The sequence below is a fragment of the Paraburkholderia caffeinilytica genome (assembly GCF_003368325.1).
Taxonomy (GTDB): Bacteria; Pseudomonadota; Gammaproteobacteria; order Burkholderiales; family Burkholderiaceae; genus Paraburkholderia; species Paraburkholderia caffeinilytica.
The window spans coordinates 3,476,661-3,503,290 of sequence record NZ_CP031467.1 but is presented as its reverse complement, the minus strand read 5'-3'; the positions used below and the strand labels follow the sequence as shown (position 1 = coordinate 3,503,290).

The 26,630-nt window shown below is 64.1% G+C and carries 22 protein-coding genes; 9 read left to right on the top strand and 13 right to left on the bottom strand.

Features of this window, described 5'->3' with window-relative positions:
- Positions 1-208 precede the first annotated feature (208 nt).
- Positions 209-1,354 (bottom strand): alpha/beta fold hydrolase, encoded by a 1,146-nt coding sequence (locus DSC91_RS31930; RefSeq protein ID WP_115782503.1) that lies wholly within the window; start codon positions 1,352-1,354, stop codon positions 209-211.
- Positions 1,355-1,856: 502 nt separating this feature from the next.
- Between DSC91_RS31930 and glgC the strand changes: the two genes are divergently transcribed.
- The 5 genes from glgC (at position 1,857) to DSC91_RS31905 (ending at position 8,137) form a co-directional block, all read left to right on the top strand.
- Complete coding sequence (gene glgC / locus DSC91_RS31925) at positions 1,857-3,122, top strand: glucose-1-phosphate adenylyltransferase (RefSeq protein ID WP_115782502.1); 1,266 nt, start codon at positions 1,857-1,859, stop codon at positions 3,120-3,122.
- A gap of 108 nt (positions 3,123-3,230) precedes the next feature.
- The gene (glgA, locus tag DSC91_RS31920) at positions 3,231-4,691 is read left to right on the top strand and encodes a glycogen synthase GlgA (protein WP_115782501.1); all 1,461 of its coding nucleotides are present in this window, start codon (positions 3,231-3,233) and stop codon (positions 4,689-4,691) included.
- 322 nt (positions 4,692-5,013) lie between these two features.
- On the top strand, positions 5,014-5,880 hold the full coding sequence (gene pdxY, locus DSC91_RS31915) for a pyridoxal kinase PdxY (protein WP_115782500.1): 867 nt from the start codon (positions 5,014-5,016) through the stop codon (positions 5,878-5,880).
- Between the two features lie 213 nt (positions 5,881-6,093).
- Complete coding sequence (locus tag DSC91_RS31910) at positions 6,094-6,555, top strand: hypothetical protein (RefSeq protein ID WP_115782499.1); 462 nt, start codon at positions 6,094-6,096, stop codon at positions 6,553-6,555.
- Between the two features lie 430 nt (positions 6,556-6,985).
- On the top strand, positions 6,986-8,137 hold the full coding sequence (locus tag DSC91_RS31905) for a branched-chain amino acid ABC transporter substrate-binding protein (protein WP_115782498.1): 1,152 nt from the start codon (positions 6,986-6,988) through the stop codon (positions 8,135-8,137).
- Positions 8,138-8,257: 120 nt separating this feature from the next.
- Here the strand turns inward: DSC91_RS31905 and DSC91_RS31900 are convergent, their stop codons facing one another.
- Positions 8,258-10,237 (bottom strand): DUF3857 domain-containing transglutaminase family protein, encoded by a 1,980-nt coding sequence (locus tag DSC91_RS31900; protein ID WP_425272060.1) that lies wholly within the window; start codon positions 10,235-10,237, stop codon positions 8,258-8,260.
- 11 nt (positions 10,238-10,248) lie between these two features.
- The gene (locus DSC91_RS31895) at positions 10,249-11,148 is read right to left on the bottom strand and encodes a helix-turn-helix transcriptional regulator (protein WP_115782497.1); all 900 of its coding nucleotides are present in this window, start codon (positions 11,146-11,148) and stop codon (positions 10,249-10,251) included.
- A 109-nt stretch (positions 11,149-11,257) separates the two neighbouring features.
- Here DSC91_RS31895 and DSC91_RS37715 point away from each other — a divergent pair, with 109 nt between their 5' ends.
- Entirely contained in the window at positions 11,258-11,431 is a 174-nt protein-coding gene (locus DSC91_RS37715; RefSeq protein WP_162831425.1) for a hypothetical protein, read from the top strand.
- A gap of 62 nt (positions 11,432-11,493) precedes the next feature.
- Here DSC91_RS37715 and DSC91_RS31890 read toward each other — a convergent pair whose 3' ends face one another.
- Complete coding sequence (locus DSC91_RS31890) at positions 11,494-12,159, bottom strand: hypothetical protein (protein ID WP_115782496.1); 666 nt, start codon at positions 12,157-12,159, stop codon at positions 11,494-11,496.
- Between the two features lie 315 nt (positions 12,160-12,474).
- On the opposite strand from DSC91_RS31890, the gene DSC91_RS37965 reads away from it, so the two are divergent.
- Complete coding sequence (locus tag DSC91_RS37965; RefSeq protein ID WP_167470532.1) at positions 12,475-12,612, top strand: hypothetical protein; 138 nt, start codon at positions 12,475-12,477, stop codon at positions 12,610-12,612.
- Positions 12,613-12,968: 356 nt separating this feature from the next.
- Here DSC91_RS37965 and hutG read toward each other — a convergent pair whose 3' ends face one another.
- The 8 genes from hutG to DSC91_RS31850 all read right to left on the bottom strand — a co-directional run bounded on the left by hutG (position 12,969) and on the right by DSC91_RS31850 (position 22,466).
- Positions 12,969-13,790, bottom strand: a complete 822-nt coding sequence (hutG, locus tag DSC91_RS31885) for an N-formylglutamate deformylase (RefSeq protein WP_115782495.1) — start codon at positions 13,788-13,790, stop codon at positions 12,969-12,971.
- A 104-nt stretch (positions 13,791-13,894) separates the two neighbouring features.
- Positions 13,895-15,280, bottom strand: coding sequence for a formimidoylglutamate deiminase (locus tag DSC91_RS31880; protein ID WP_115782494.1), 1,386 nt, complete (start codon positions 15,278-15,280; stop codon positions 13,895-13,897).
- A 10-nt stretch (positions 15,281-15,290) separates the two neighbouring features.
- On the bottom strand, positions 15,291-16,514 hold the full coding sequence (hutI, locus tag DSC91_RS31875; RefSeq protein WP_115782493.1) for an imidazolonepropionase: 1,224 nt from the start codon (positions 16,512-16,514) through the stop codon (positions 15,291-15,293).
- A gap of 142 nt (positions 16,515-16,656) precedes the next feature.
- On the bottom strand, positions 16,657-17,289 hold the full coding sequence (locus DSC91_RS31870; protein WP_115783579.1) for a HutD/Ves family protein: 633 nt from the start codon (positions 17,287-17,289) through the stop codon (positions 16,657-16,659).
- A gap of 2 nt (positions 17,290-17,291) precedes the next feature.
- Positions 17,292-18,980: a urocanate hydratase gene (gene hutU / locus DSC91_RS31865; RefSeq protein ID WP_115782492.1), complete on the bottom strand. Its 1,689-nt coding sequence runs from the start codon at positions 18,978-18,980 to the stop codon at positions 17,292-17,294.
- A gap of 72 nt (positions 18,981-19,052) precedes the next feature.
- Positions 19,053-19,748, bottom strand: coding sequence for a histidine utilization repressor (gene hutC, locus DSC91_RS31860; protein ID WP_115782491.1), 696 nt, complete (start codon positions 19,746-19,748; stop codon positions 19,053-19,055).
- Between the two features lie 36 nt (positions 19,749-19,784).
- Complete coding sequence (hutH, locus tag DSC91_RS31855; RefSeq protein WP_115782490.1) at positions 19,785-21,308, bottom strand: histidine ammonia-lyase; 1,524 nt, start codon at positions 21,306-21,308, stop codon at positions 19,785-19,787.
- A gap of 261 nt (positions 21,309-21,569) precedes the next feature.
- A complete protein-coding gene (locus tag DSC91_RS31850; protein WP_115782489.1) occupies positions 21,570-22,466 on the bottom strand; it encodes a LysR family transcriptional regulator in 897 nt (298 codons plus the stop codon).
- A gap of 107 nt (positions 22,467-22,573) precedes the next feature.
- Here DSC91_RS31850 and DSC91_RS31845 point away from each other — a divergent pair, with 107 nt between their 5' ends.
- Both DSC91_RS31845 and DSC91_RS31840 read left to right on the top strand, forming a co-directional pair.
- A complete protein-coding gene (locus tag DSC91_RS31845; protein WP_115782488.1) occupies positions 22,574-23,494 on the top strand; it encodes an NAD-dependent epimerase/dehydratase family protein in 921 nt (306 codons plus the stop codon).
- Positions 23,495-23,923: 429 nt separating this feature from the next.
- Positions 23,924-25,321 (top strand): acetate kinase, encoded by a 1,398-nt coding sequence (locus DSC91_RS31840; protein WP_115782487.1) that lies wholly within the window; start codon positions 23,924-23,926, stop codon positions 25,319-25,321.
- A gap of 65 nt (positions 25,322-25,386) precedes the next feature.
- Here DSC91_RS31840 and DSC91_RS31835 read toward each other — a convergent pair whose 3' ends face one another.
- Entirely contained in the window at positions 25,387-26,625 is a 1,239-nt protein-coding gene (locus tag DSC91_RS31835) for a hypothetical protein (RefSeq protein ID WP_115782486.1), read from the bottom strand.
- Between the last annotated feature and the right edge of the window lie 5 nt (positions 26,626-26,630).

Sequence of the window (26,630 nt, the reverse complement as noted above, 5' to 3'; positions counted from 1 at the left end):
GCGGCCTCTATTCAGCAAAGGACCGCTCTTCTTTTTTCACCAGTCGACTAGTTGGCCAAGGTACACGAACCTCGAGTTGCACCCGCCGCAATCCTCGCCTGTCCCGTTCAGGCCGTGCGACTTCGAACTCAAATCCAGGCTTCGACTCAAGCCCACGTCGTGGTTTTGACTTCGGCCAAAGCGCTTCGACTCAAACGCGCGCCAGAACTCACCGATTTGCCGGCACCGCCGCCAGGCCATCGAGCAGCGCCCGATGAAACGCCTGCGGATCCTGCATCTGCGGCGCATGCCCCAAGTCGGCGAATTCGACGAGCGTCGCGTGTGGAATTGCCTTCGCGGCGGCCCTGCCCAGTTCGGGGTAGTGGCCGATTTTCGCGCGCACCTCGGGCGGCGCCGCGTCCTTGCCGATCGCGGTCGTGTCCTTCTGGCCGATCAGCAGCAGCGTGGGCATGCTCAGGTGGCCCAGCTCGTACACGACCGGCTGCGTGTAGATCATGTCGTACAGCAACGCGGAATTCCACGCCACGATCTGCTTGCCCGGGCCGCGGTACATCCCCGCCAGCATCTGCACCCACGGCTCATAGTCGGCGCGCCACGGGCCCGCGTAATAAGTCGCCTGTTCGTAGCGGCGAATGCCGTCCGCCGTCGTCTTCAGCTCGCGCTCATACCATTGGTCGACCGATAGCGACGGCACCCCCTTCGCCTTCCAGTCCTCGAGTCCAATCGGATTGACCAGCACCAGTTGCTGCGTTTCATGCGGATACATCAGCGCATAGCGTATCGCGAGCATCCCGCCGGTCGAATGGCCGATGACTGTCGCATCGGTCACGCCGAGCGATTCGAGCAGCGCATGCGTGTTGCGCGCCAGTTGCTGAAAGCTGTACTGATAGTGCTCCGGCTTGCTCGATTTACAAAAACCGATCTGATCCGGCGCGATCACCCGATAGCCGGCGTCGCTCAGACGATGAATGGTCGCATCCCACGTCGCCGCACAGAAGTTCTTGCCGTGCAGCAATACGGCCGTGCGGCCGTTCGCGTGCTCCGGCTTGATATCCATGTACGCCATGTGCAGCGCCACGCCTTGTGAAGTGAAGTCGTATTGCTCGACAGGCGCCGGATAGTTGAAGCCCTGCAACTCGGGGCCGTACGCCGGACCGCCGTTGTCGACGGCTGCCGCCGGCGCGCTGCCGGCGGCCCCGGAACCGGGCTGGCTGGCGGCAAGACCCGAAAGACCCGAACCAACCGAACTACCCGCCACGGCCGCGCCGACCGGCGTGGCGGCGGAAGCACCGGTCGCAACGGCCAGCGCGCAGGCGCTCAAGATGGCGAACAAAGACAGGCGGCGACAATTCATCGATCGTTTCGTGCAAAGGGAAATCAGCGTGAAGCACTCAGGCCGCGGGCGCCGGCAAGCCAACGCCTGCACCCCGTTCGGAGCGGACGATTCTACGATGCGCCGCCGGACTCTGCTGCCGGCCGCGCAGGCCCATGGCGGCGCCGGGCGGTGTGGCACGCATATTGCGGCAGTTCGCCTGACGCCCTGTGTGTCGTGGCGCACGGATGCGTCCGCTGCAAGGGTCGATCGTTCGCAAGGCGGCTGAGCAAGCGGCATCCGCACAATTCACACTATTCGCCCGCGGCAAATCGGTGCTAGAACTAGCAGACGGGCTCGCGACGACAAAAGCCGCCTGGCAGCACGAATCAATAGTGCGGATCGAAAGCACAAGACCATCCGGGGTATACCAATCAGCAACTATCTTGCATGGGACTGGAGCAAGTGCTTCGCATGGGACCAGAGTAAGCACCAACTCTGGCCGACGCTGAAGCGCCAGCTCCGGTCAACAAAGGAGACACAAATGGAAACTCCGGCACGGCTGAACGATCTGCAACGCACCACCCTCGCCATCGTCCTCGCGGGCGGACGGGGCACGCGGCTCGGGCCGCTCACCAACAAGCGCGTCAAACCGGCGGTGCACTTCGGCGGCAAGTATCGGATCATCGACTTCGCGCTCTCCAATTGCCTGAACTCCGGCATCCGCCGCATCGCGGTGGTCACGCAATACAAGGCGCACTCGCTATTGCGCCACCTGCAGCGCGGCTGGGGCTTTCTGCGCGGCGAATTCGGCGAATTCATCGATCTGTGGCCGGCGCAGCAGCGTGTGGAAGGCGCCCACTGGTACCGCGGCACCGCGGACGCCGTGTTCCAGAATCTCGACATCATCCGCTCGATCCGGCCGAAATACGTGGTGGTGCTGGCGGGCGACCACATCTACAAGATGGACTACACGCGCATGATCGCGGATCACGCGGAAAGCGGCGCGGATTGCACGGTCGGCTGCATCGAAGTGCCGCGCATGGACGCCGTGGCCTTCGGCGTGATGGCCGTCGATGAAAACCGGCGCGTGACCGGTTTCGTCGAGAAACCCGCCGATCCGCCCGCCATGCCGGGCCGCCCGGATTCGGCGCTCGCCAGCATGGGCATCTACGTGTTCAGCGCCGATTACCTGTATTCGCTGCTCGAAGAGAACATCTCCAGCGCCGATACCGATCACGACTTCGGCAAGGACATCCTGCCGCGCGTCGTCACACAAGGCTCGGCGATCGCGCATCCGTTCAGCATGTCGTGCGTGTCGTCGGACCCGAGCGTGGAGCCTTACTGGCGCGACGTCGGCACGATCGACGCCTATTGGGCGGCCAACCTCGACCTCGCCTCCACCATCCCGACGCTCGACCTGTACGACCGCAACTGGCCGATCTGGACGTATCAGGAGCAGTTGCCGCCCGCCAAGTTCGTCCGCGACATGAAAGGCCTGCAAGGCACCGGCAATAATCTGATCGTGTGCGGCGGCTGTGTGATTTCGGGCTCGCAGATTTCGCGTTCGGTGTTGTCGTCGAACGTCAAAGTGAGTTCGTTCTGTAATATCAATGAGGCAGTCTTGTTGCCGCAGGTCACCGTCGGCGCGAGCTGCCGCCTGCAGAAAGTGGTGATTGACCGCGGCTGCGCCATTCCGGACGGCACGGTGATCGGCGAAGATCCGGCGGCCGACGCCGAACGCTTCTATCGCACCGATGACGGCGTCGTGCTGGTCACGCCCGAGGCGCTGCGGCAGAAAGGGACGTGATCGGCGGCGGGACGGCGAGACGAACGGGCTGACGCAGCCGCCCGCCCGTCTTGCCGCACACCGTGAACCTGACGCCAAATCCGCACCAACAGGAACGAGACCGAGCCTATGACGATTCGCGCCCTGCACGTCGCAAGCGAGCTGTATCCCCTCCTCAAAACGGGCGGTCTCGCCGACGTCGCGGGCGCGTTGCCGCCCGCGCTGATCGAGCGGGGCGCCGATGTGCGGGTGCTGCTGCCCGGCTTTCCGGCGGTCGTCGCCGGTTTGACGGACTTGCGGCCGGTGGCGCAACTGGGCCGCCGTTTCGACTCGCCGGGCGTCGCGCTCGAACAGGGCACGTTGCCGTCGAACGGCCTGATCGTCTATGTGATCCGCGCCGGCACGCTGTACGACCGGCCCGGCAACCCGTATCTGAACGACGAACACGTGCCGTACGGCGACAACGCGCAACGCTTCGCCCTGCTCGGCTGGGTCGCCGCCCAGCTGGCGCAGCACCTCGACCCGGCGTGGGCGCCGCAGATCGTCCACGCGCACGACTGGCATGCCGGACTCGCGCCCGCCTATCTGAAGGCGGCTGAACGGCAGCACGGCCGCTCGTTCGCGCGCAGCGTCTTCACGGTGCACAACCTCGCGTATCAGGGTGTTTTTCCGGCGCATCAATTCGGCCAGCTGGCGCTGCCGGACGACTTCTTCAGCATGCGCGGCATCGAATTCTATGGGCAGTTGTCGTTTCTCAAGGCAGGGCTCTACTACAGCGACCGCATCACCACCGTCAGCCCAACCTACGCCCGCGAAATCCAGACACTGGCACAGGGTGGCGGGCTAGACGGATTGCTGCGCCATCGCTCGCACGATCTGAGCGGCATCCTGAACGGCGTCGACTACTCGGTATGGAATCCCGCCACCGACGCGTTGCTCGAAGATCACTACACCGCGACCCGTCTGGCGGGCAAACTGGCCTGCAAGGAAGCGCTGCAGAAGCGCTTCGGCCTCGCGCAGAGAAGCGATGCGTTGCTATTCGGCGTGGTGAGCCGGCTGACCGAGCAGAAGGGCCTTGACCTGCTGCTCGAGGCGGCCCCGGAAATCGTCAGGCGCGGCGGCCAGCTGGTGGTGTTCGGCACCGGCGACCCGGCGCTCGAAAACGGTTTGAAACGGGTCGCGCATACGCATCCGGAAGCGGTGGCGGTCGAACTGGGTTTCGACGAGACCCTCGCGCATACGATCGTCGCGGGCAGCGACGTGATCGCGGTGCCGTCTCGCTTCGAGCCCTGCGGGCTCACGCAACTGTATGCGCTGGCCTATGGGTCGCTGCCGCTCGTGCATTGCGTGGGCGGTCTGGCGGACACGGTCGTGGATGCGTCGCTCGAAAATCTCGCCGACGATCTCGCCACCGGCTTCGTGTTCGAACGATTCGAGCCCAAAGGCATTGCCGCAGCGATCCGCCGCGCGTTTGCGCTCTATGACCGGCGCACCGAGTGGAAAGCCACGCAACGCCGCGCGATGCACCAGGATTTCGGCTGGGGCGCCTCGGCCGAGCGCTATCTGGCGCTGTATCGCGAACTCGCCTGATCTCGCCTGATTCGCGGTTGCGCACAGCCTCGGCGACCGACGAGTCGCTGAGCGCCGGTTTCGCGGGACCGGCGCCCTCGCACAGCCCTTCGTCCGGGCGCCCGCACGCCCACCCGTTTGATGGTTCGGCGCAACAACACGGGGACGGATCAACTCGCGCGTGACAAACTCATGTATTGTTTCCTGACGATGCAGATCGCGCATTTTTCTTGCACCATCTGAGACATTCACGCCGCTTCAGGCGCCCGGCCAGGGCCGGTTCGTTACCGCGGCCATCCTTCCGTTCTCATTGATCGCGCATCACGCTTGCGCGGGCCACACCATGACGAAAAACGTTCTGAGCATTCAGTCACATGTCGTCTTCGGGCACGCCGGCAACAGCGCGGCCGTCTTCCCGATGCGCCGGCTCGGCGTCAATGTCTGGCCGCTCAATACCGTGCAGTTCTCGAACCACACGCAATACGGCCATTGGACCGGTGGCGCGATCGAATCCTCGCAGATGGAGGAGCTCGTCGAAGGCATCGGCGCGATCGGCATGCTGCCGCGCTGCGACGCTGTCCTGTCCGGCTATCTGGGCACGCCCGAGCAGGCGCAGGCGGTGCTGGAGATCGTCAAGGCCGTGAAGGCCGCCAATCCGCGCGCGTGGTATTTCTGCGATCCGGTGATGGGCGCCGCGAGCGGCTGCAAGGTCGAGCCGGGCATCCAGGCGTTTCTCGTGCGCACCATGCCGCAGGTCGCCGACGCGATGGCGCCGAACCATACCGAGTTGCAGCGCCTCGTGGGTCGCGAGATCGAAACGCTCGAAGAGGCCGTGACCGCGTGCCGCGAGGTCATCGCCCGCGGGCCGAAGCTCGTGCTGGTCAAACATCTGCTCGATCGCAACAGCCCCGCCGACCGTTTCAACATGCTGGTCGTCACCGAGCGCGAGGCGTGGATGGGCCAGCGCCCGCTCTACCCGTTTGCGCGGCAGCCGGTGGGCGTCGGCGATCTGACGAGCGCGGTGTTTGTCGCACGTACGCTGCTGGGCGATTCGATCCGCGCGGCCTTCGAACACACGCTGGCCGCCGTGAACGCGGTGGTGAAAGCGACGTGGCAGGCCGGGCGCTATGAGCTCGAACTGGTGGCCGCGCAGAACGATATCGCGCAACCACGTGAATGGTTCGATGCATGGGTGGCGGAGACGGCTTAAGACCGTGTCGCGGCCTGGCGCCTGAGCGAAGCTCAACGCACACGCCTGCCTGCCGCGTCAGTTGCCGGCGAACCCATACGCGGCACGCGACCCACGTTTGTCAACTGCACGTCCTATAATGCGTGCCGCGCAGGCCTAGACCGCCAGCCGCCTGCGCCGCATTTTTTGGCGTCCGGGCATCCGGACATCCGGCATTCAGCAGACGAGGCATCGATGGACGGTTATATCCGCAGCGAGCGGGAAGAATTTTTTGAGCAGTTGTGCATCAGTGTCGACGCGGACGAAGCGCACGAGCAGGAAGCGATCGAGTACTTCGAGCACCAGTTCGACCAGGCCGACTTCGATCCCGCACAGTGGCTCGACATCGCGCTTTACTATTCGCCGGCGGTGGCGCGCGGCATCGTCGACATGGTGACGCCCGACGACAAGGCGCGCAGCAACATCGCCGAAATCATCGCCGACAACCTCGACATTTCGTACGGCGAGGACGAGTGCGAGCAGTTCGCCGAAACCATCGAATTCGCGCTGAACAACGGCGTGCCGGTGGACCTCGACCTGGTGCTCGACGGCTGCCAGCGCGCAATCGACGATCTCGACACCTGGGCCGACGAGGAAACCAAGGCGCCCCTCCTGCGTCTGCGTGAAGAGTTGCTGCGCCAGCAAGGCGAGCGTTGAAGGTGTCGTTCTAGCCCGCTGTCGACTCGGCTTCGGCCGTTCTTTCGCTTCTGTCGTTTTTCGCGGCAAGCCCGCGCAAGTGTGTTTCGCGGCTGCGCCGCGATAGTAAGGCCGGCGCGCTCGCGCCGGTTTCTCCGGCGCCCTCTCCCAACCCTATCCCCTTCGCTTCTTCAGCGGACAGCGGTCGTCCTTCTTCTTAAGCATATGCCGCAATCCGCACCCACGCGCCGCCGCTGACAGGCCGCCAGCCCAAGCGCTGCGCAGGTTATGCCGAAATCCTCATTCAAAGCGCCGCGAACTGCCAAGACGGTCGCAAATTGGCTTTCTATATTCGCGCCAGATTGACCGGCATGTGAATGCCATGGCGCGTCGATCCAGCGTTACCGCCTTACCGCTTTCACACCTGAAACTGTCGATGGAGAGAGAGACCATGAGTCTTCGAAACACGCTGAAACCGCTTGCACTGTTCGTTGGCGCTGCCTTCGCGATCGCGCCGCTGGCCAGTTTCGCCGACGACCTGCCGGTGAAGATCGGCTTCGCCGCGCCGCTGACGGGTGCCAACGCCGGCTATGGGAAGGATCTGGAAAACGGTGTCCGGCTTGCCATCGAGGAAGCCAACGCGCAGAAGATCAAGATCGGCGACAAGGTCGCGCAATTCCAGCTCGTCTCCGAGGACGACCAGGCCGACCCGCGCGTCGGCGTGCAGGCCGCGCAGAAGCTGGTCGACGCGGGCGTATCGGTGATCGTCGGCCACTTCAATTCGGGCACGACGATTCCCGCGTCGCAGGTGTACGAGCAGGCCGGCATTCCGGTGATCGACCCGGCCGCCACCAACCCGATCATCACCGGGCGCGGCTTCGCAAACACCTTCATGGTGATTTCCACCGACGCGCAGAACGCTGGCAACGCGGGCGTCTATGCCGTCGAGGTGACGAAGGCCAAACGCATTGCGATCATCGACGACCGCACCGCGTTCGGCCAGGGCGAGGCCGACGAGTTCGAGAAAGCGGTGAAGGCGCACGGCGGCAACATCGTGGCGCGCGAATACACCGACAATCACGCGGTGGACTTCAGCACGCAGATCACCAAGATCAAGGCGGCCAATGCGGATCTGATTTTCTTCGGCGGTCTGGATACGCAGGCGGCGGGCTTCGCGAAGCGGATGAAGCAACTGGGAATGAACGCGCAGCTGGTGGGTGGCGGCGGCGTGATGGACCAGGACTTCATCAAGCTCGCCGGCGACCCGGCCGAAGGCGCGATGGCCTGGGAATACGGCAGGCCGTTGGCCCAATTGCCGGGCGGCAAGGACTTTTCCGCGAAGTTCAAGAAGCGGTTCGGTGTGGATATCCTGTCGTACGCGCCGTTTGGCTATGACGGGGCATGGGCCGCGATCAAGGCGATGCAGCAGGCGAAATCCACCTCGCCGACCGTTTACCGGCCGGTTCTGAAGGCGATCGATTACGACGGCGTAACCGGAAAGATCTCCTTCGACGGCACCGGGGCGTTGAAGAGCGGCGCTTCCACGCTCTATCAGGTCAAGAGCGGCGCCTGGGTGCCTATCGTGACCAAGAGCGGAACTTAAGCGTCTCTGTTTGGCCGCGACGGCGTTGTTGTTGGTGCCGCTGTTCCTGTGGCTGTTCGTGCGGCAGTGGCGGTACTTTCTTACCGCCGCTGCCGTGGGCGCCGCCGATGCCATCCCTGCCTATTTGACCACCTTCACCACCAGCTCGGCATCGAGATCGCGCTCGATCCGGACGAGATCGTCCTTCACGCCGGCGAATTCGTCGGCCGAGCACATCTGATGGCCAAACGCGGCTCGCAGGCGTCGCCTGACCTGCAAGAGCCGCGCGGCGGGATCGAACACGTAGCGAGAAGAAAACTCGAAAAAGCGATCCTTCACCGTGGCATCCGGCGGCACATCCGTCACGCGGGCAAATCGCGGCAGCGTCATTTCCAGCGTTTCGTCGAATTCCCCGCCGATGCAGGCCCACGGCTGCGTTCTGGCGGGCTCCGCAAGCCACCCCTGCACCTGCCCGGCCATTCCGCCGGACAAGCTCGTCAGGGCCGGCACGGCGGTCGTACCGTCGGTCCAGACGAAGTGCGCCACCCGTCCCTGCATCGACGTGGAAAAAGGTCCGTCGGTCGACGTCAGATCGCCCGGGTGCAGCTGCGCTGTGCCATGCAGGCCCGTCAGCAACAGGCGATTCGCCGCGATCTGTTGCGTGCGCTGCCGCGTTGCCCGTCGAAACATGTTGCGTTCGAGCTCGGCGGTATAGCCGGCGTCTTCCACGCGATAGGCGTAGTTCGCCGCCCCGCTCTCGTCGACGTCGATCTGCAGGCGCGCCGCGCGCTCGCGCAACTGGGTGGCCGGCGTGCGGGCCAGCACGCCCTCGTCGACCAGCAAGACGGGCCGGTCCATCACGCTCGGCGGCAAATAGCCAAAACTCATGCCGCCTGCCGTGGTGTCGGCAAATAGCGATAGATCAGGAATCCAGATGATTGCATGATTGATCGCGCTTTCGCCGTAGCCGGGCACGTCCGGCAAACTGTAGTACGGCCCGAGATTGAGCAGCACGGCCGCGCGGTGGATGCCGACCGCGGCGAGAAGCGCGCTGTACAACGCGACGTGATCCTTGCAGTCGCCATAGCGGTTGTGCAGGATGTCGATCGCCTTATGCGGGATCGCCGCCGTCTCGCCGAGAAACAGTGCAACGTAGCGAATGTTCAGGCGCATCCAGTCGTACAGGATCTGCGCCTTCGCACGCGAGCCGCTCGCCTCGCCTGTCAGGCTCTGCGCGAGTTGAACGATCGCCGGGTCGCTCATCGTCGCGTCGGCGGCAGGACCGCGATAACGCGCGGCGAAACTCGCGAAGTCCGGCACCGTCGATACCATCAGCCGGTCACCCCAGTTCGCATAGCCCACCGCGCCCGCTTCGAGCGGTGCATATGTGCCGTGCTGGTAATCGAATGTGTAGCGGGTGCGGCCGTTTGCCGTGACCGGCGGCAGCGCGACGTAGCCGCGCGCATCGGCATAAAGCGGCACGTCGGCGGGCAGGTCGAAGATCAGGCGCTGCATCTCGACAGGCTCGCGCGTCGGTTCGACCAGATACGCGAACGTGCCGGCCTGCAGGGGCTTCGTGCGTGTCTTGCGAAACGCCAGATGCAAGCGCGAGCCAGGTTCGACACCCGGAAAGATCACCGTGCGCAACACCCCGTCTTCGAAACTCGGTGCGCCCGCCGAGCGGGGTTCCTGCACGTCGCGAATCGCCTCGGGGCCGACCGGATGCGCAACGCCGTTCGGGTCGATCGTTTCCGCCGCCAGCAATTGCAGTTGCTCGATGTCTTTGTTGAACCACACGTAACGTTGTGCGATATCGTCGACGCCGCTCGTCGTGTTGGCCCGCAGGACCGTGTCGTCCTGCTCTTCGACGGAGCCGTCTTTCTGGATCACGAAGAGGTGGACGTCGCGCTCCATCGTCGAGGGGGAGCGGTCGTCGTTGGGGGTATCGGAGGCGCCGGCTGCGCTCGAGGGGCTGGAACCGCGAGAGGCGTTGGTGGTATTGGCGGCGTTAGGTTCGCTGGCAGCGTTGGAAGCACTCGGAGCGCTCGCGGCCCGCCCCTCAGCCTGCGCGACGACTGCGCACACGACCAGCGCCCACGTGACGGCCAGCTTCATGAACATCCCATGCCGCGTCATGCGCGACGCGCCCTGCCCCTCGCGCGCCACCCACGCGGACTCGACGCAAACTCCGCGCGAAACGCGTGATTGAAATTCGACAGATCGTTGAAGCCGCAATCGAGCGCGATATCGACGATCTTCGCGCTGTCCTCGCGAAGACGCAGCGCCGCCGCTCGCAAGCGTGCCCGCAACACGTATTGATGCGGCGTCACGCCTGTCACGCGCTGGAACGTGCGCAGAAAGTAGAACTCGCTCAGGCCCGCCGCGGCCGCGAGGCTCGTGAGCGTATGCGGCGCGCCTGGCGTGTCGTCGATCAGGCGCACCGTCTGTGCGACGCGCGACCAGGCCGCGGCGCTTGCGGGCGGTTCCGCACGCGTCAACGCGCCCGCCGCCTTGAGCGTCGAGACCGCCAGTTCGACCGCGAGTTCGCCCCACACCGCGCCGCCCGCGTCCAGGGCGCCGGCACAGGCCCGCGCGATCAGCGGCGACAACACCGGTAACGACGGAATGCGCGCGCGCCTGAAGTTCAGATCGCCGCTCGCGATGCCTGCGTCCGCGGCGAGCCGCTCGAAGTAAGCCGGCGCATAGCGGAAGGCAAGGCAGCGATCGCCCGCCGCATGCCGATGGCCACATTCGAAACAGTCACCCGTGTTGCCGAGCAGCAGCGCGCCGGGGGTGAGCAACGCACGTCCCGTCGCGCTCCGGTAGCCGAACGAACCGGCGACCACCATCGCGATGCACACACCCGCGTGGCGCTCTTCGAACGGCTGGTCGCGCGGGCCGAAGGTGCAGAGGATGTCCGCGACGTCCCAGCCCCCCTCCTGGGCCAGCGGACGCGCGCTTGTGCTGCCGCGCGTGCCTTCCCGTGCGCGCTGCGCGAGCGCCTGCTGCAAAGTGACGGCAATTTTCCCCAAGATGCACCTCGGCTGAGTCCGTATCGTCGTTTTAGCACATCGGCGGCCGGCGCGGTTTTGCCCGTTCCGGCGCGGGTGCCTTCACTGAACGCCCAAAGGAGCACAGACGATGAACATGCTGGACGACACCGTCGACCGCGGCTTTCACGCCGCCTTGAGCGCCCCGGCGCGCGCCGCCGCCATCGATGCCGCCGACGACCTCTACGGCTGGCTGATCGGCAGTTGGGACATGGACGTGCTGCATTACCGCGTCGCCCTCGGCAACGCGCGCCGCAGGCGTTAAGCCGCGGCCGGACGACCGGCCGGTTCAGGTCTGCATGCAGCGACGACGCCCAGTTGCGGGCATCAATCCGTTCCCCCGATTTGCCCGAGCAAAGCCTGCAAGCGCTCCACATGCCTGAGCAGCAAATGCCGATGCTTTTCGATCTGCTCGAGCCGGCCGGCCAGGTCGGCCTGAATCGGGTCGTCGAGATCGGCGGCGGCGATCACGTCCTCCACTTTCGATCGCATTGACGCAAGGTCCACCGGCGTATGGCTCAAATGCCGCTCGAAACGCCGCACATCCTGTATCGCCAGATCGCGAACTTTGCGGAAGTGGGCCTGACGCCGATGCGCTTCGGCGTCGAGCGTCTCTTCTTCCACGCGCTTGGCCGGACTCGCCTGGCCGAAAATCGGCTCGGGTGGCCGCAACACCGTTTTCTTGCGCACCGGATGCGCCGTGCCGCGAAAACGCGCAAGCGGCTGTTCGTTGTCGATCGCTTCGCGCGCATTGGCCGGTATGTCCTGCTCGGTATGCGACGCGTTCATCCAGCCATGCGGCAAGCCGGTGACCGCCTCGATACCGCGCACGAACTCCTCGCTGAATTCGCGCTGGCCGGACAGTATCAATTTCAGGTAGCTGGCGGAAAAGGTCATCATGCGCGCGAGACGCGTCGCCGCGCCGACCTCCCGGGTCAGCAGCACCAGGTTCGCTCGCCAGACCGGGAGTAGCAATTCGTCGGAATCTTCCATCGCTGGGTCTTCCATCTTTTTGCCCGATGTAGGGACGACGCGCTCTCACACGTCATCGTTCTGAAAGGGTAGCCGCTTCAGCCCATGGGGCGCAATGCCTATGCGCATCCCGCGACTGTCGAAGTTGCGCAATGACACGCTACGGCGCGTTGCCGCCAGGGGATAAAACGCCACGAAGCTCGGCGTTCTGAGTTGACCCGTGCATTCGCTCAGCGTTCCTTCGCTATGCGCGCGATGTGTGGCATTCTTTCGAACCGTTGTGGCACGCCAGGTGCCGCAGCGTGAGCACCACCACCATGATTTAAGGATTTTGTAATGAAGAAAATTGTCCTCGCCGTCGCAGCAACCGTCGCCGCACTAAGCGCGATCGCTCCCGCTCAGGCTTATGAGCATCATCACCCCGTATGCCACAAGGTGCGCGTCCACCATCACTGGGAACGCCGCTGCCACTGATCGTCATGCAGCGCCCGATACGGCGCGCATCGGAAAGCCCCGCCAGAAGCGGGGCTTTTTTGTGGCCGCTCCGTGCCGACGAAACGCAGGCCAACACCCCGCGAGTCGACAACCTCGCGGTTCATCCTTTAACCATCCTGCGACGCTCTATACGTTCGGCGCGAAAACCGCAGCATGCAATCACGGACACATGCTGTTACACCTTTGCGGTGTCAGCCGACGCGGTCCCGGCCGCGCTAAATGCGATGCGTGGCGAGCCGCGTGGAGAAAATGAAAGGGATACCTTGGACAGCAGCGACGCCAGGCCGCCGCTGTCGAACTGCTGTCGTCGAGCCGCCGCCGTCAAGCCGCCGCCGTCAAGCCGTTTTGACGCGCTCCAGCGCCGTCGTCATCAGTTTCTCCAGCAAGGGCTCGACCTTCAAGGCCAACGCGTCGTCATACGCATACGGCATCTGCTCTTCCATATACGTAATCTGCGACAACTCGAGCTGTACCGCATGCACACCCTGCGACGGCTGCCCGTACTGCCGCGTGATATACCCGCCCTTGAACCGCCCATTGGCGACAGCGGAATACCCGCCATGCCGTTCGACCACGGCGGCCAATTCCTCGCCCAATCCAGCCACCGCGCTGGCGCCGTTCGAGGTGCCGAAGTTGAAATCCGGCAGACGTCCCTCGAAAAAACGCGGCACGTGCGAGCGAATCGAATGCGCTTCCCACAACAGCACCTTGCCGTGTTTCGCCTTCAGCGCGGCCAGTTCGCCCGTCAGCGCTTCGTGGTAGGGCTTCCAGTAAGCATCGCGCCGGCGTGCGACTTCGGCGTCGGTCGGCAGATGGCCGTCGAGGTACAAGGGTTCCTTGTCGAAGGTATCGACCGGCAGCAGGCCGGTGGTGTCCTGTCCCGGATACAGATTCGCGCCGTCGGGCGGACGGTTCAGGTCGATCACATAACGCGCGTAGGTCGGCGACAGGATCGACGCGCCCATGCGTTTCGCAAACGCGTAGAGACGGTCGAGATGCCAGTCGCAGTCGTCGGTGCGCTGCGCGACCGGCGTCATCGTTGCGGCGATATCGGCCGGGATTTGCGTGCCCAGATGCGGGATCGAAATCAGCAACGGCAGGCTTCCCTGATGCAGCGATAGAACCGGCGGAGTTGTGGCAGTAGACGAGGCAGTCATGTCAGTCCGGGGTCGATGGGGTCGATGAGATCGGTTAAGGTTGAACGCTCAGCGTGTTCAGCCATCGGCGCAAGCAGTTTGCCTCAGCACGTGGCGTCGACAGTTTACTTGAGCAAATCGGTAAGCGCCTCGCGATAACGCGCGTAAGCACCCTCTTCATCGCGATGGCGGCGGTTGTCGACGACCTTGTCGCCGCCCGCATAGACGTCGCGAATCGGCGTCTCGCCATGTTCGCAGAATACAACGCCCGAGAGCCACGCGTCCGGTGCGTGTCCGGCAATGCTCGAATGATCTGCGTCGAGCACCAGCCAGTCGGCACGACGGCCCGCTTGCAATGCCCCCACCGCACGGCCGGTGGCATGCGCGCCGCCTTCGAGCGCGGCGTCGAACAGACGGTCGGCCACGTGCGTTGCCTGCGCCGATGCCAGCACATTACGCTGACGGCGTGTCAGGCGCTGGCCGTATTCGAGCAAACGCAATTCCGCTCGCCAGTCGACGCCGATATGACTATCCGAGCCCACACCGATTCGTCCTTGCGCGTCGAGATACTCGTGCGCCGGAAAAATGCCGTCGCCGAGATTCGCTTCGGTGGTCAAACACAAACCCGCGACCGCGCCGCTTTTCGCAAGCGCCAGCGTTTCGTTCGCATCGACATGCGTGGCGTGCACGAGGCACCAGCGGCTGTCGACATCGAATCGATCGAGCAGCCATTGCACCGGGCGCGCGCCTTCGGTTTCGAGGCAGGCGTCGACTTCGGCGGTTTGCTCAGCGATATGGATGTGAACCGGCGCGCTGTTATCGATGCCATTCAGCAGTGCATGCAGCGAATCGGCCGATACCGCGCGCAGCGAATGCGGCGCCACGCCATAGCGCAACGCGGCGCTCTCGGGACGCGCGGCGCGCACCGTAGCGAGCAGCTCGAGCAGACTCTCCGGCGTGTTGATGAAGCGCCGCTGATCCTCACGCGGCGCGCGCGATCCGAAACCGCTGTACTGATACAGCACGGGCAGCATCGTCATGCCGATGCCGCTCGCCGACGCCGCATCGACCACGCGCTGCGCCAGTTCCGCCTGATTCGAATAGCGGCTGCCATCCGGCGCGTGATGCACGTAATGGAATTCACAGACCGACGTGTAGCCCGCCTTCAACATCTCGATGTACAGCCACTGCGCGACGGCAGCAAGCCCTTCCGGCGTGATCCGCGCAGCGAAGCGGTACATCAGATCGCGCCAGCTCCAGAAGTTATCGGTGGCGTTCGCCCGGTACTCGGTGAGGCCGGCCATCGCACGTTGAAATGCATGCGAGTGAAGATTCGGCATGCCAGGCAACACGGGACCGGCGGCTTTTTGCGCGCCGTCAGGAAACGCCGCCGTATCGGGCGTGACCGCTGTCAGCGTGCCGTTCGCGTCCCATTCCAGCAGCACATTGCGGCGCCAGCCGTCGGGCAGATAGGCGTGATCGGCGAATAGCGATTGTTTTGATTGCATCATCTCTCAGGCCCTAGCTCAAATCACGCCGCGTATAAACCGTCTCGCCCGCGCGCACGACTCGCGCGCACAACGGACGCCCAATCCAGTAAGCCAGCTCGGCAAGCGTTTCCACCGACCACACCGCGAAGTCCGCCGCGCGTCCGGCCGCCAGCGAGCCATGCCGGTCCGCCTTGCCGAGCGCGCGCGCCGCATGCGTGGTCACGCCTTGCAGCACTTCGGGCACGGTCATGCGGAACAAGGTGGTTGCCATGTTCATCATCAGCAACAGCGAAGTGGTGGGCGACGTGCCGGGATTGCTGTCGGTGGAAATCGCGATCGGCACCTGATAGCGCCGCAGCAGGTCCAGCGGCGGCAACTGCGTCTCGCGGATGAAGTAGTACGCGCCGGGCAGCAGCACGGCAACGGTGCCGGACGCTTTCATCGCGGCGACGCCGGCTTCGTCGAGAAATTCGAGGTGATCGGCGGATAGCGCATGGTGACGCGCGGCCAATGCCGTGCCGCCGCCGTTCGACAACTGCTCGGCGTGCATTTTCACCGGCAGTGCATGACGCTCCGCTGCGTTGAACACGCGCTCGCTTTGTTCCAGAGAAAAACCGATGCGTTCGCAGAACACGTCGACGGCGTCGATCAGTCCTTCGTCGGCGAGCGCGGGCAGCATCGTGTCGCAGACTTCGTCGATATACGCATCGGCCCTTCCCGCGAATTCAGGTGGCAAGGCGTGCGCACCGAGAAACGTCGTATAGACCGTCACCGGATAGCGTTCGCCCAACCGGCGCGCGACGCGCAGCATCTTGCGTTCGCTGGCGAGATCGAGGCCATAGCCGGATTTGATTTCGATCGCCGTCACGCCTTCGGCGAGCAGCGCTTCGAGGCGCGCGGCCGATTGACGGAACAGCGAATCTTCGTCAGCGGCTCGCGTGGCGCGCACTGTCGAGACGATGCCGCCGCCCTGCCGCGCGATTTCTTCATAGCTGACGCCCGCGAGACGCTGCGCGAATTCATCCGCGCGCTGGCCGCCGTACACCAGATGGGTATGGCAATCGACGAGACCCGGCGTCACCCACGCGCCCTGCAGATCTTCGCGCGGCCACGCGGCATAGCTGGCGGGTAATTCGGAAGCTGCGCCGAGCCACGCGATCTTGCCGTTTTCAACGGCAATCGCGGCATCGGGCAGCGTGTGCTGGGGATCGCCCTCGGGGCAGAGTTTCAGGTGATGCCAGACGGTTTGCTTCATCGCGTGCTCTTTGCAGCTCGTTGCGTGTCTGTGGTGATTCGCGGCGCGCTTTGCCTGGCATTTGTGGGGCCTTTAGCGGGCCTTTACCAAGCCGTTATCAGGACTCAAGCGCGCACGCGAATCGTCGTCATTGTTGCCGTCGTCACGTATGGCGAATACGGATCGCGAGCACTGCGCCCGCGCCCTTCACTGCGCACGACAGCGCATTCGGCGTATCGATGCGCAGTGTGTCGTCGGCTTCAAGCACGCGCGCTTGAACCTCGCCGCCGAGCGTGACCGAAACCGAACCGCTTGCGCAGAACAACAGCACGACGTCGGCAGACAAAGTGTGTTGTGAGTCGCCGCGCCACACTTCTGTTTCGCCCTCCGCCGCGCCACGGCGGACCATCAGGTTGAAGTCGCGCGTGGCGCCGTCGACGAGGCGTGCGTCGATTCGCGCTTCGCCCGCAAACCGCGCGATATCGAGCGGCTGAGTCAACGCATGCGTCTTCACGGCGTGCGCGCCGGTGTCGTCTGTTTCGTCGAGCAACATGCCCGCGCCCGACAACAACACCAGCGTGCGATCGATACCCGCGAAACGCGAGAACGGCCCCGCTTGCGCCACGTCGGCGATGCTCACGCGCCACGTGAATGCGTCAAGCCCCGCACCTTCGGGGAACGCCCCCACCTCGCGCGTGACGCCGCCACCGTTCTTCCACGGCGCCGCCACGAGGTCGGCGCCGCGAATGAGCGTCGTGCTTGCCTTGCTGCCGGCTGGCGAGCGCTGATGCGCCACGATCAACGGCCCAGCATCGGCAGATTCAGGCCCGCCTCGCGCGCCGTTTCCTGCGCGAGTTCATAGCCTGCATCCGCGTGACGCATCACACCGGTCGCCGGATCGTTGAACAGCACGCGGCCGAGGCGCTCTTTCGCGGCATCCGTGCCGTCGGCGACGATCACGACGCCCGAGTGCTGGCTGAAGCCCATGCCGACCCCGCCGCCATGATGCAGCGAGACCCACGACGCGCCGCCTGCCGTGTTCAGCAGTGCATTGAGCAACGGCCAGTCGCTGACTGCGTCCGAGCCGTCTTTCATCGATTCGGTTTCGCGATTCGGGCTGGCGACCGAACCGGTATCGAGGTGATCGCGGCCGATCACGATCGGCGCTTTCAGCTCGCCGTTGCGGACCATTTCGTTGAACGCCTGGCCCAGACGGTAACGATCCTTCACGCCGACCCAGCAGATCCGCGCCGGCAGACCCTGGAACGCAATGCGTTCGCGCGCCATGTCGAGCCAGTTGTGCAGATGCGGATCGTCGGGAATCAGTTCCTTGACCTTCGCATCGGTCTTGTAGATGTCTTCCGGGTCGCCCGAGAGCGCGACCCAGCGGAACGGACCCTTGCCTTCGCAGAACAACGGACGGATATACGCCGGCACGAAACCCGGGAAATCGAACGCGTTTTCGACGCCCATTTCCAACGCCATCTGACGAATGTTGTTGCCGTAGTCGAGCGTCGCGGCGCCACGCTCCTGCAGCGTCAGCATCGCCTGAACCTGCTTGGCCATCGACTGCTTGGCGGGCAGCACGATGCTGTCCGGTACCGTCTTCTGACGCTCGCGCCAGTCTTCGACATTCCAGCCTTGCGGCAGGTAGCCGTGAATCGGATCGTGCGCGCTGGTCTGATCGGTCACGCAATCCGGCGTGATGCCGCGCGTCACGCATTCAGCGAACACGTCCGCTGCGTTGCCGAGCAGGCCGATCGACACCGGCTTGCCTGCTTTCTTCGCTTCATCGAGCATGGCGAGCGCTTCGTCGAGCGTCGCCGCTTTCTTGTCGACGTAACGCGTCTTCAGACGGAAGTCGATACGCGTCTCGTCGCACTCCACCGCGATCATCGAGAAGCCGGCCATGGTTGCAGCCAGCGGTTGTGCGCCGCCCATGCCGCCCAGGCCGCCCGTCAGAATCCAGCGGCCCGACGGATCGCCATTGAAATGCTGGTTCGCCACCGAGAAGAACGTCTCGTAGGTGCCCTGCACGATGCCCTGGCTGCCGATGTAGATCCAGCTGCCCGCGGTCATCTGCCCGTACATCATCAGGCCCTTGCGATCGAGTTCGTGGAAGTGTTCCCACGTCGCCCAATGCGGCACCAGATTCGAATTCGCCAGCAGCACGCGCGGTGCGTCCGCATGCGTCCTGAACACGCCGACCGGCTTGCCCGATTGAATCAGCAGCGTCTCGTCTTCGTTCAGGTCCTTCAGCGAAGTCAGGATCTGATCGAAGCAATCCCAGTTACGCGCGGCACGGCCAATGCCGCCGTACACCACCAGTGCGTGCGGATGCTCGGCGACTTCCGGGTCCAGATTGTTCTGGATCATCCGGTACGCGGCTTCCGCGATCCAGGTCTTGCAGGTCTTTTCCGCGCCGCGCGGTGCGCGGATCGTGCGAGTCGGGTCCAGACGCGGGTCGATGTGTTTCGGGTTGTTCATGGTGGCCCTCGGAATGCGTGAAAAAAATTCAGGAAAATAGGTCGGAAAACGAGTCGAAAAAATGCAGCGAAATCAGAAATGTCCGGTGAAACGATAGCGGCTGCCGGGATGCCAGAGATTGGCGACCGAAGCGACCTGGCTCTGCGACCACGTGCGCCGGTGCAGCACGAGGCACGGTTCGAGTTCATCCATCATCAGCAGCGCGCGTGTATCCGCATCCGCGGCCAACGCTTCGATGCGGTACTCGACGCGCTGCAGCGGCGCGACGCGCACCAGATACTGGTTCGGCGTGGTGTTCGTGAAGTCCTGCAACGCGTACTCGGGCGCGACCGCCGGGTTGACCCAGCGCTCTTCGAGTTGCACCGGCTCATCGTTTTCGAAATGCAGCACGCGCGAATGAAACACCGGACTGCCCGCGCTCACCTGCATTTCTTCTGCGAGCGCCTCGTCGGCGATGCTCGCGCCGATGTGCAGCACCTTCGCCTGATAGCGATGACCGCGCGCGACGATTTCGTCGGAGATACTGCGGATCGCCACCAGCGTCGATTCGTACTTAGGCCGGGCTACGAAGGTGCCCGAGCCCTGCACACGTGTGAGGACCTGCTCCGAGGTCAGCTCGCGCAACGCACGGTTGACCGTCATGCGCGCGACGTTGAATTCGCGGGCGAGCTCGTTTTCGGAGGGCACCTGGTCGCCTTCAGCCCATTCGCCCGCGTGGATGCGGCCGAGGATGAAGTCCTTGATGCCCTGATAGGCCGGTGCGTTCATGGGTTTGTTGGTGTGCCTGAAACGGGGTGTTCGAGCTTACTGCTCGGACGCGAACGAGAACGGGCTCAGCTTTGCGATCGTGCCGTTCTGCACGAGACGCGTGACGGCCGCGATATCCGGTGCGAAATAGTGATCGAGCTCGTAATGCGCAACGTCCTTGCGCACCGCGTCCATCACTTTCTGCAGGCTCGGGCTGGTCTTGTGCGGCGCGCGCAGATCGACGCCTTGCGCCGCGGCGAGCAACTCGATCGACAGGATGTTCGCGACGTTTTCCGCGATGTCACCGAGCTTGCGCGCAGCGAACGTCGCCATCGAAACGTGGTCTTCCTGGTTCGCGGAGGTCGGCAGCGAATCGACCGAAGCCGGATGTGCGAGCGTCTTGTTCTCCGACGCGAGTGCCGCGGCCGTCACGTGAGCGATCATGAAGCCCGAGTTCACGCCACCGTCGCGCACGAGGAACGGCGGCAGGCCCGACAGCGTCGCGTCGATCAGAAGCGCGATGCGGCGTTCGGCCAGGGCGCCGATTTCGGCGACGGCGAGCGCGAGATTGTCTGCCGCGAATGCAACCGGCTCAGCGTGGAAATTGCCGCCCGACAGCACTTCGCCCGTGTCCGGGAAGATCAGCGGATTGTCGGAGACGGCGTTGGCTTCGATCAGCAGCAGGTCGGCCGCCTGACGCATCTGGTCCAGACACGCGCCCATTACCTGCGGCTGGCAGCGCAGGCTGTACGGGTCCTGCACCTTGTCGCAATCGGCGTGCGAAACATTGATGCCCGAGCCTTGCAACAGCGAACGGTAAGCCGCGGCCGCGTCGATCTGGCCTTGATGGCCGCGCAGTTCGTGAATACGCGCGTCGAACGGCTTGACCGAACCCGCTGCGGCATCCACCGACAGCGCGCCCGCCACCAGCGCGGTGCGGTACAGGTCTTCGATGGCGAACATGTTGTAGAGCGCGAGCGCGGTCGAGGCTTGCGTGCCGTTCAGCAGCGCGAGACCTTCCTTCGCTTGCAGCGTGAGCGGCTTCAGGCCGACCAGCGCGAGGCCTTCGGTGGCCGGCATGCGTTCACCCTTGGCGAACACTTCGCCGACACCCAGCAGGGTTGCCGACATATGCGCGAGCGGCGCGAGGTCGCCCGATGCGCCGACCGAACCCTTGACCGGAATCACCGGCAGCACGTCGGCGTTATACAGCGTGATCAGCGCTTCCATCACTTCGCGACGGATGCCCGAATGGCCGCGGCCGAGGCTCGACAGCTTCAGCGCGATCAACAGACGCACGACCGGACGCGACATCGGCTCACCCACGCCGACCGCGTGCGACAGCACCAGATTGCGCTGCAGCAGCTCAAGCTGGTCATGCGGGATGTGCGTGCTGGCGAGGCGCCCGAAACCCGTGTTGATACCGTACGCCGGCTCGCCCTTCGCGGCGATATCCGCGACGGCTTTGGCGCAGGCGTCGATAGCGGCGTGGCTGGCGGGATCGAGTTGCAGCGCGACGTGCTCGCGAGCGATCTGGCGCAGTTGCGGGAGGGTCAGGTAGCCGGGCTTCAGAGTGATCATGGTGTTGTGTCCTGTCTTGTCTATACAATTCAAGTGAAGTCTAGCTGCGCCATCTTGTATATACAACTTGTTTTTGCAGTTTCTGGCCTAGGGGTTTCCATTAGAACGGGGATGTTTGCGCAGCATGCATATCGGTTAACCCGGCGTTTCGGGTGTCAGCGCACCCCGCGCCGCGTTCGTTCGTCGCGATGACTAACTTGTATATACACGTTCAAAATGTTGGGCGGCAAGCGGACAAAAAAGCGCGCCACCCGGGATTCGCTAAAGCCTCACCCGCGTCGCCATGAAATCCAGGAAACACTGCACGCGCCCCGCCAGCGACGCGCTCTGGTAATACACCGCACTCACCGGCTGCCGCTCGTCCACCAGCACATTGCCAAGAATCGGCACCAGTCGCTCTGCTCGCACGTCGGCCGCGGTCATGAAGTCGGCGAGACAGACGATGCCCCATCCCGACAGCGCCAGCTGGCGCAGCGTCTCGCCGCTCGATGCGGTGATCGCCGGTTCGATCTTCAGCAGCTCGGCTTTGCTCTTTCCGCCCGCCCGCAACGGCCAGCGATTCAGATGCTCCGGCGCCGTAAAACCGATCAGGCGGTGCGCGCGCAATGCTTCCACCGAACGCGGCTCGCCGTATTCAGCCAGATACGCCGGACTCGCGAGCACCCTCAGCTTGCTACGGCCCAAGGCGCGCGCATGCAAGGTCGAATCCTGCAATGCACCGATGCGGATCGCGATGTCCACCTTCTGTTCGAGCAGATCGACGATCCGCTCGTTGCTCGTCAGCTCCAGACGAATCTCCGGATACAACGCCGAAAACGCTTTCATATGCGGCGCCACGCAATGGAGCATGAACGGTGACGCCGCATCGACACGCAAGCGCCCCGAGGGCCGCTCGCGTCCGCGCGTGACGGATTCCTCCGCCTCTTCCATGGCATCGAGGATCGCCCGTGCCCGCAGCAGGAAAGCCTCGCCCTCCTCGGTCAGTTGCAAACGGCGCGTGGTGCGCCTCACCAGCGCGGTGTCGAGTTTCTTTTCGAGGCGCGTGAGCGCGCGGCTCACGCCAGAGACGGTCTGCTGCAATTTCTCGGCCGCCGCGGTGATCGAACCGCAGTCGATCACCGTGACAAACACCAGCAATTCGTCGGTGGAAGTTTTCATTGTTGATTTCAAATCAAGATTGATTTGAGACTAACACGCTTTTTGCGAGAATCAAGACGGCGGATACTGCGTGCATGTCATCGTGTTTCCACCTTGGGGAGAACGTCTTGAAGATTTTCATTACCGGCGCAAGCGGTTTCATCGGCGGTTCGATCGCGGCGCACCTTGCGCGCACAGGCCATCAGGTGCGCGGGTTGATCCGTAAGCCCGAGCACAGCGCCGAGTTGCAACGCCTCGGTATCGAACCCGTCGTCGGAACACTCGACGACCGCGAACTGCTGATCGCCGAAGCAGAAGCCGCCGACGCGGTGATCAACGCCGCTAGCAGCGACCATGAAGGCGCAGTGAAAGCGTTGATCGACGGCCTCTCCGGTTCCGGCAAGCCGTTTCTGCACACGAGCGGCTCGAGCATCGTCGGCGATGCGTCGGGCGGCGAGGTGGGCTGTGAAACGGGCGAGACGCGCATCTATCACGAAGACGCCCTGCCCGAACCGACTGCGGACAAAGCGGCACGCGTCGCCATCGATCAGCGCGTGCGCGGTGCGGCGCAGCAGAATATCCGCTCGGCGGTGCTGTGCAACACGCTGATCTACGGCCACGGCGCGGTGCCGGGCAGCGCAAGCGTGCAGTTGCCACGGCTCGTGCGTCAGGCGCAAAAGAGCGGCGTGGTGCGGCATGTGGGCAGCGGCGGCAATATCTGGTCGAACGTGCATATCGACGACGTCGCCGAACTGTATCGCCTCGCGTTGGAGAAATCGCCGGCTGGCGCCTTCTACTTCGTCGAAAGCGGCGAGGCGTCGTTTCGCGACATGAGCGCCGCGATCGCCCGCGTGATGAAACTGGGCGAGCCGCAAGACTGGCCGCTCGACGAAGCGCGGGAGGAATGGGGTTACGAAATGGCTTCGTACGGACTCGGGTCGAACAGCCGCGTGCGCGGTGAGCGCGCACGCAAGCTGCTCGGCTGGCAGCCCAAACGCACCTCGGTGATCGACTGGATCGAGCACGACATGCTGTCACTCGAGGGCTGACGCTTACCCACATCTCAGCGCTGCATGGAGAAGAGTCCCGATGCAGCGCTATGTGGTTTACCGAACAGATTTTCCCTGGTTCGTTAAACGAAACGGAGTCCAAAGCAGTTTAAAAAAATGCATGACCTGTTGCGCAAATGCCGTATCTCAGGGTTCACCTCATTAGCGCTGACGCGATGGATACGCTAGGCTTTTATGGTCAGCCCTAGAGGCGATTGGCGGATAACAACAGTCTGGTATTGAGTAGAGCCGCCCATATCTCCATGCGCCTCGCCAAGCACTCCATGATGATGACGCTGGAGCCTGGTGCCTGGCCCGGATTCTCGTCCGGGTCACAGCGCACAGGGATCTGATGTCACTGTCGATGGCCCTGGTTTGTTGCGGAAAACTAACCGGGGATATTCAAGCCGGATCATGGGAGAGGGAACCATGAAGAGCCTGCCATATCGACGCATTGGTGCCATCGGCTATGCTGCGCTGCTGCTGTTCAACGCCGACGCTCACGCGCAATCGCTCGAGACACAAGCGGCGCAGGCCGATCAGGCCAGCATCAACGCATTGCGCGACGAACTCAATCAACGTATCAAGGAACTCGATGCCATCAAGCGCAAGCTCGCCGATGAAGAAGCGAACTTCGCGCGATTGAGCCGTGCGCTCGAACCGGGCAAGCTCGGCACGCAGCGCGGCACTGGCGGAGAAGATGCCAACGGGCTGCCGGTCGGAGCAACGGCACCGAACCAGGGCACCGCGACCACAGGGGCGCAGCCCGCGGCCGCCCCCGCCGGAAACGCGCAGAACGCCGGCAGTACCGCTCAGCAGCCCGCCGCGGCCGCACCGAACCAGCCGGTCGGCGAAGCACCCGTGGCGGACTCGCGTCCGCCTGCCGTCGCACCGATCTTCGACCAGCCAGGCGTGCTCACGCCACGCGGTACGCTGGTGGTCGAGCCGTACTTCCAGTTTGCGTACTCGTCGGAGAATCAGCTCTCGCTCGTCGGGTACACGATCATCCCCGCGTTGCTGATCGGGCTCATCAATGTGAGCGAGGTGAAAACAACCACGCTGACGGGCGGCCTCGCGTTTCGTTACGGGATCACGAACCGTCTGGAATTCGAGGTTCGCGTGCCTTACGTGTACCAGACCAACGATACGGTGGCGAGGCAGATCTTCACCGGCGCCGCGGCCAACAGCGTGATCAGCAGCAGCGGCAACGGCATCGGCGATGTCGAAATGACGATGCGTTATCAGCTCAACCAGGGCGGCCCCGACAAGTTCTACTATGTCGGCTGGCTGCGCTTCAAGACCGCCACCGGCAAGAGTCCGTTCGATGTCGTGACCGACTGTGTCACGACCTGTGTCGCCAATACGACCGGAACCGGTCTGCCGCTGCGTCAGCCGACCGGGTCCGGCTTCCTCGCGGTCCAGCCGGGTCTCACCTGGCTCTTCCCGACCGACCCGGTCGTGTTCTTCGGCAACTTCAGCTATCTGCACAGCTTCGGCAAAGGCGAGAGCCTCACGCTCATCAACGGTGTGCAGGAGTCCCTCGGCCACGTTCAACCGGGCGATATCTGGGGATTCAACGTCGGCATGGGCCTTGCGCTGAACGAAAAGGCGTCGGTCAGTATCGGCTACGACCAGAGCATCGTCCAGCCAACCTCGCAGAACGGCCAGACCGTGACCGGCTCGGTGCGCACGATTCTCGGCACACTGCTGATCGGCTACTCGTACCGTATCTCTCCAAAAACCACGCTCAACTTTTCGATCGGCGCCGGGCTGACACGTGACACGCCCGACCTTACCCTCACCCTGCGCGTGCCGATGTCCTTCTGAGTCGTCTTGAGTCGTCTTGAGTCGTCTTGGGTTTTCGTCTTGCGGCAAGCGCCTGCGCCCAACCGCTAACGGGGACGCACCGCGCTGAGGAGCGCGCTGTTCAGCGTCTGACCAAGATTCAATGCCTTGAACGCCCCTAGCGAATTGACGGTCGTGTTGATTGTCGTCAGCGCCTGAATCTGCTGGTTGCTCAACGTGTTCTGGATGACAGCTCCCGTCAGCCCAGGCAACGCGCCCGGCTGCACGGTGTTGTTCAGTCCGGTCTGGATCAGCGCCCCGGTATTGGCATTCGCGAGCATCTGGGCCTGCTGCGGGGTCATCTGGGCGATGTTCGGAATGTTAAAGCTCGTGGACGCGACGAGATTGCCGTTCACGAATGCCTCACGCGAGATGCCGAACGACACCACGAGGCCAGACGGCAGGTCGAACCCGCCGCGCAGGTCGTCCAAACGGTTGTCGTTGACCGCAACGAGGTCGGCGGACGCCCAGGCCGGATCCGCATCGTCCGCATGCGCTGCGTGCTGGGCGACGGGTCGATGTTCGACGGCAGCGCCAATCGCGTGAGCGTCGGTGTCTGCCGGCTGCATATGACGATCCGGCGGGATCACCAGATCGACAACCCCGCCTAGCTTCAAAGCCGCCTGGTCGCGCTGCGCTTCACCGGTTGCCGGTGTGGCCGCCACGTGCACCACATCTGCCACATCGGCCACGTGCACCACATCTGCCACATCTGCCACATCTGCCACGTGCGCCACGTGCGCCACGTGCGCGATGTTAGAAGCAAGACTTACGGTCACGGGCGCAGCATCCCCGGCAACCGAGAGTGTCGCGGTCGTCGTTTGCGCACCTTCAGACTCTGCGCTTGCGGCCATCGGCACACCAGCCTCAGCGGCCACCGCGGGCACAGTTGGCACTGTGGGCACATCCAGCGCAGACGCGGACTCAACCGCTGCATCCACCTCTACGGCGACTTCGTTTGCCGATATGATTGTCGTGCGCGCTGCGTACTCGGCGTCGAGTGCAACGGCTTGTGCAACCGGCGCCGCATCCGGCGTCTGCGCGACGTCTGGCGTGAGGTCCGGCGCAGCGTCTTGCGCAGCGTCTTGCACCACGGGTGCCGTCTCCTGCGCCGCCGCATCCATCATGCCCATCGCGGTGTCTTGCGGCGCGCTCTGCATCGGTATGATTCGCCCGGATGCGACCGTCGACGAATCGCTGCCCGTCGCACCCGCGCCCAGCGAGGACATTCCACCGCACACCATGGTGACGATGCCGGCGAGCTTGAGGTGCTCAGGTTTCATCATGGCTC

Excerpts from the sequence above, each read along its gene's own strand:
- DSC91_RS31930 (WP_115782503.1), bottom strand. The coding sequence starts at position 1,354 with ATGAATTGTCGCCGCCTGTCTTTGTTCGCCATCTTGAGCGCCTGCGCG.
- glgC (WP_115782502.1), top strand. The coding sequence starts at position 1,857 with ATGGAAACTCCGGCACGGCTGAACGATCTGCAACGCACCACCCTCGCC.
- glgA (WP_115782501.1), top strand. The coding sequence starts at position 3,231 with ATGACGATTCGCGCCCTGCACGTCGCAAGCGAGCTGTATCCCCTCCTC.
- pdxY (WP_115782500.1), top strand. The coding sequence starts at position 5,014 with ATGACGAAAAACGTTCTGAGCATTCAGTCACATGTCGTCTTCGGGCAC.
- DSC91_RS31910 (WP_115782499.1), top strand. The coding sequence starts at position 6,094 with ATGGACGGTTATATCCGCAGCGAGCGGGAAGAATTTTTTGAGCAGTTG.
- DSC91_RS31905 (WP_115782498.1), top strand. The coding sequence starts at position 6,986 with ATGAGTCTTCGAAACACGCTGAAACCGCTTGCACTGTTCGTTGGCGCT.
- DSC91_RS31900 (WP_425272060.1), bottom strand. The coding sequence starts at position 10,237 with ATGTTCATGAAGCTGGCCGTCACGTGGGCGCTGGTCGTGTGCGCAGTC.
- DSC91_RS37715 (WP_162831425.1), top strand. The coding sequence starts at position 11,258 with ATGAACATGCTGGACGACACCGTCGACCGCGGCTTTCACGCCGCCTTG.
- DSC91_RS31890 (WP_115782496.1), bottom strand. The coding sequence starts at position 12,159 with ATGGAAGATTCCGACGAATTGCTACTCCCGGTCTGGCGAGCGAACCTG.
- DSC91_RS37965 (WP_167470532.1), top strand. The coding sequence starts at position 12,475 with ATGAAGAAAATTGTCCTCGCCGTCGCAGCAACCGTCGCCGCACTAAGC.
- hutG (WP_115782495.1), bottom strand. The coding sequence starts at position 13,790 with ATGACTGCCTCGTCTACTGCCACAACTCCGCCGGTTCTATCGCTGCAT.
- DSC91_RS31880 (WP_115782494.1), bottom strand. The coding sequence starts at position 15,280 with ATGATGCAATCAAAACAATCGCTATTCGCCGATCACGCCTATCTGCCC.
- hutI (WP_115782493.1), bottom strand. The coding sequence starts at position 16,514 with ATGAAGCAAACCGTCTGGCATCACCTGAAACTCTGCCCCGAGGGCGAT.
- hutU (WP_115782492.1), bottom strand. The coding sequence starts at position 18,980 with ATGAACAACCCGAAACACATCGACCCGCGTCTGGACCCGACTCGCACG.
- hutC (WP_115782491.1), bottom strand. The coding sequence starts at position 19,748 with ATGAACGCACCGGCCTATCAGGGCATCAAGGACTTCATCCTCGGCCGC.
- hutH (WP_115782490.1), bottom strand. The coding sequence starts at position 21,308 with ATGATCACTCTGAAGCCCGGCTACCTGACCCTCCCGCAACTGCGCCAG.
- DSC91_RS31850 (WP_115782489.1), bottom strand. The coding sequence starts at position 22,466 with ATGAAAACTTCCACCGACGAATTGCTGGTGTTTGTCACGGTGATCGAC.
- DSC91_RS31840 (WP_115782487.1), top strand. The coding sequence starts at position 23,924 with ATGAAGAGCCTGCCATATCGACGCATTGGTGCCATCGGCTATGCTGCG.
- DSC91_RS31835 (WP_115782486.1), bottom strand. The coding sequence starts at position 26,625 with ATGATGAAACCTGAGCACCTCAAGCTCGCCGGCATCGTCACCATGGTG.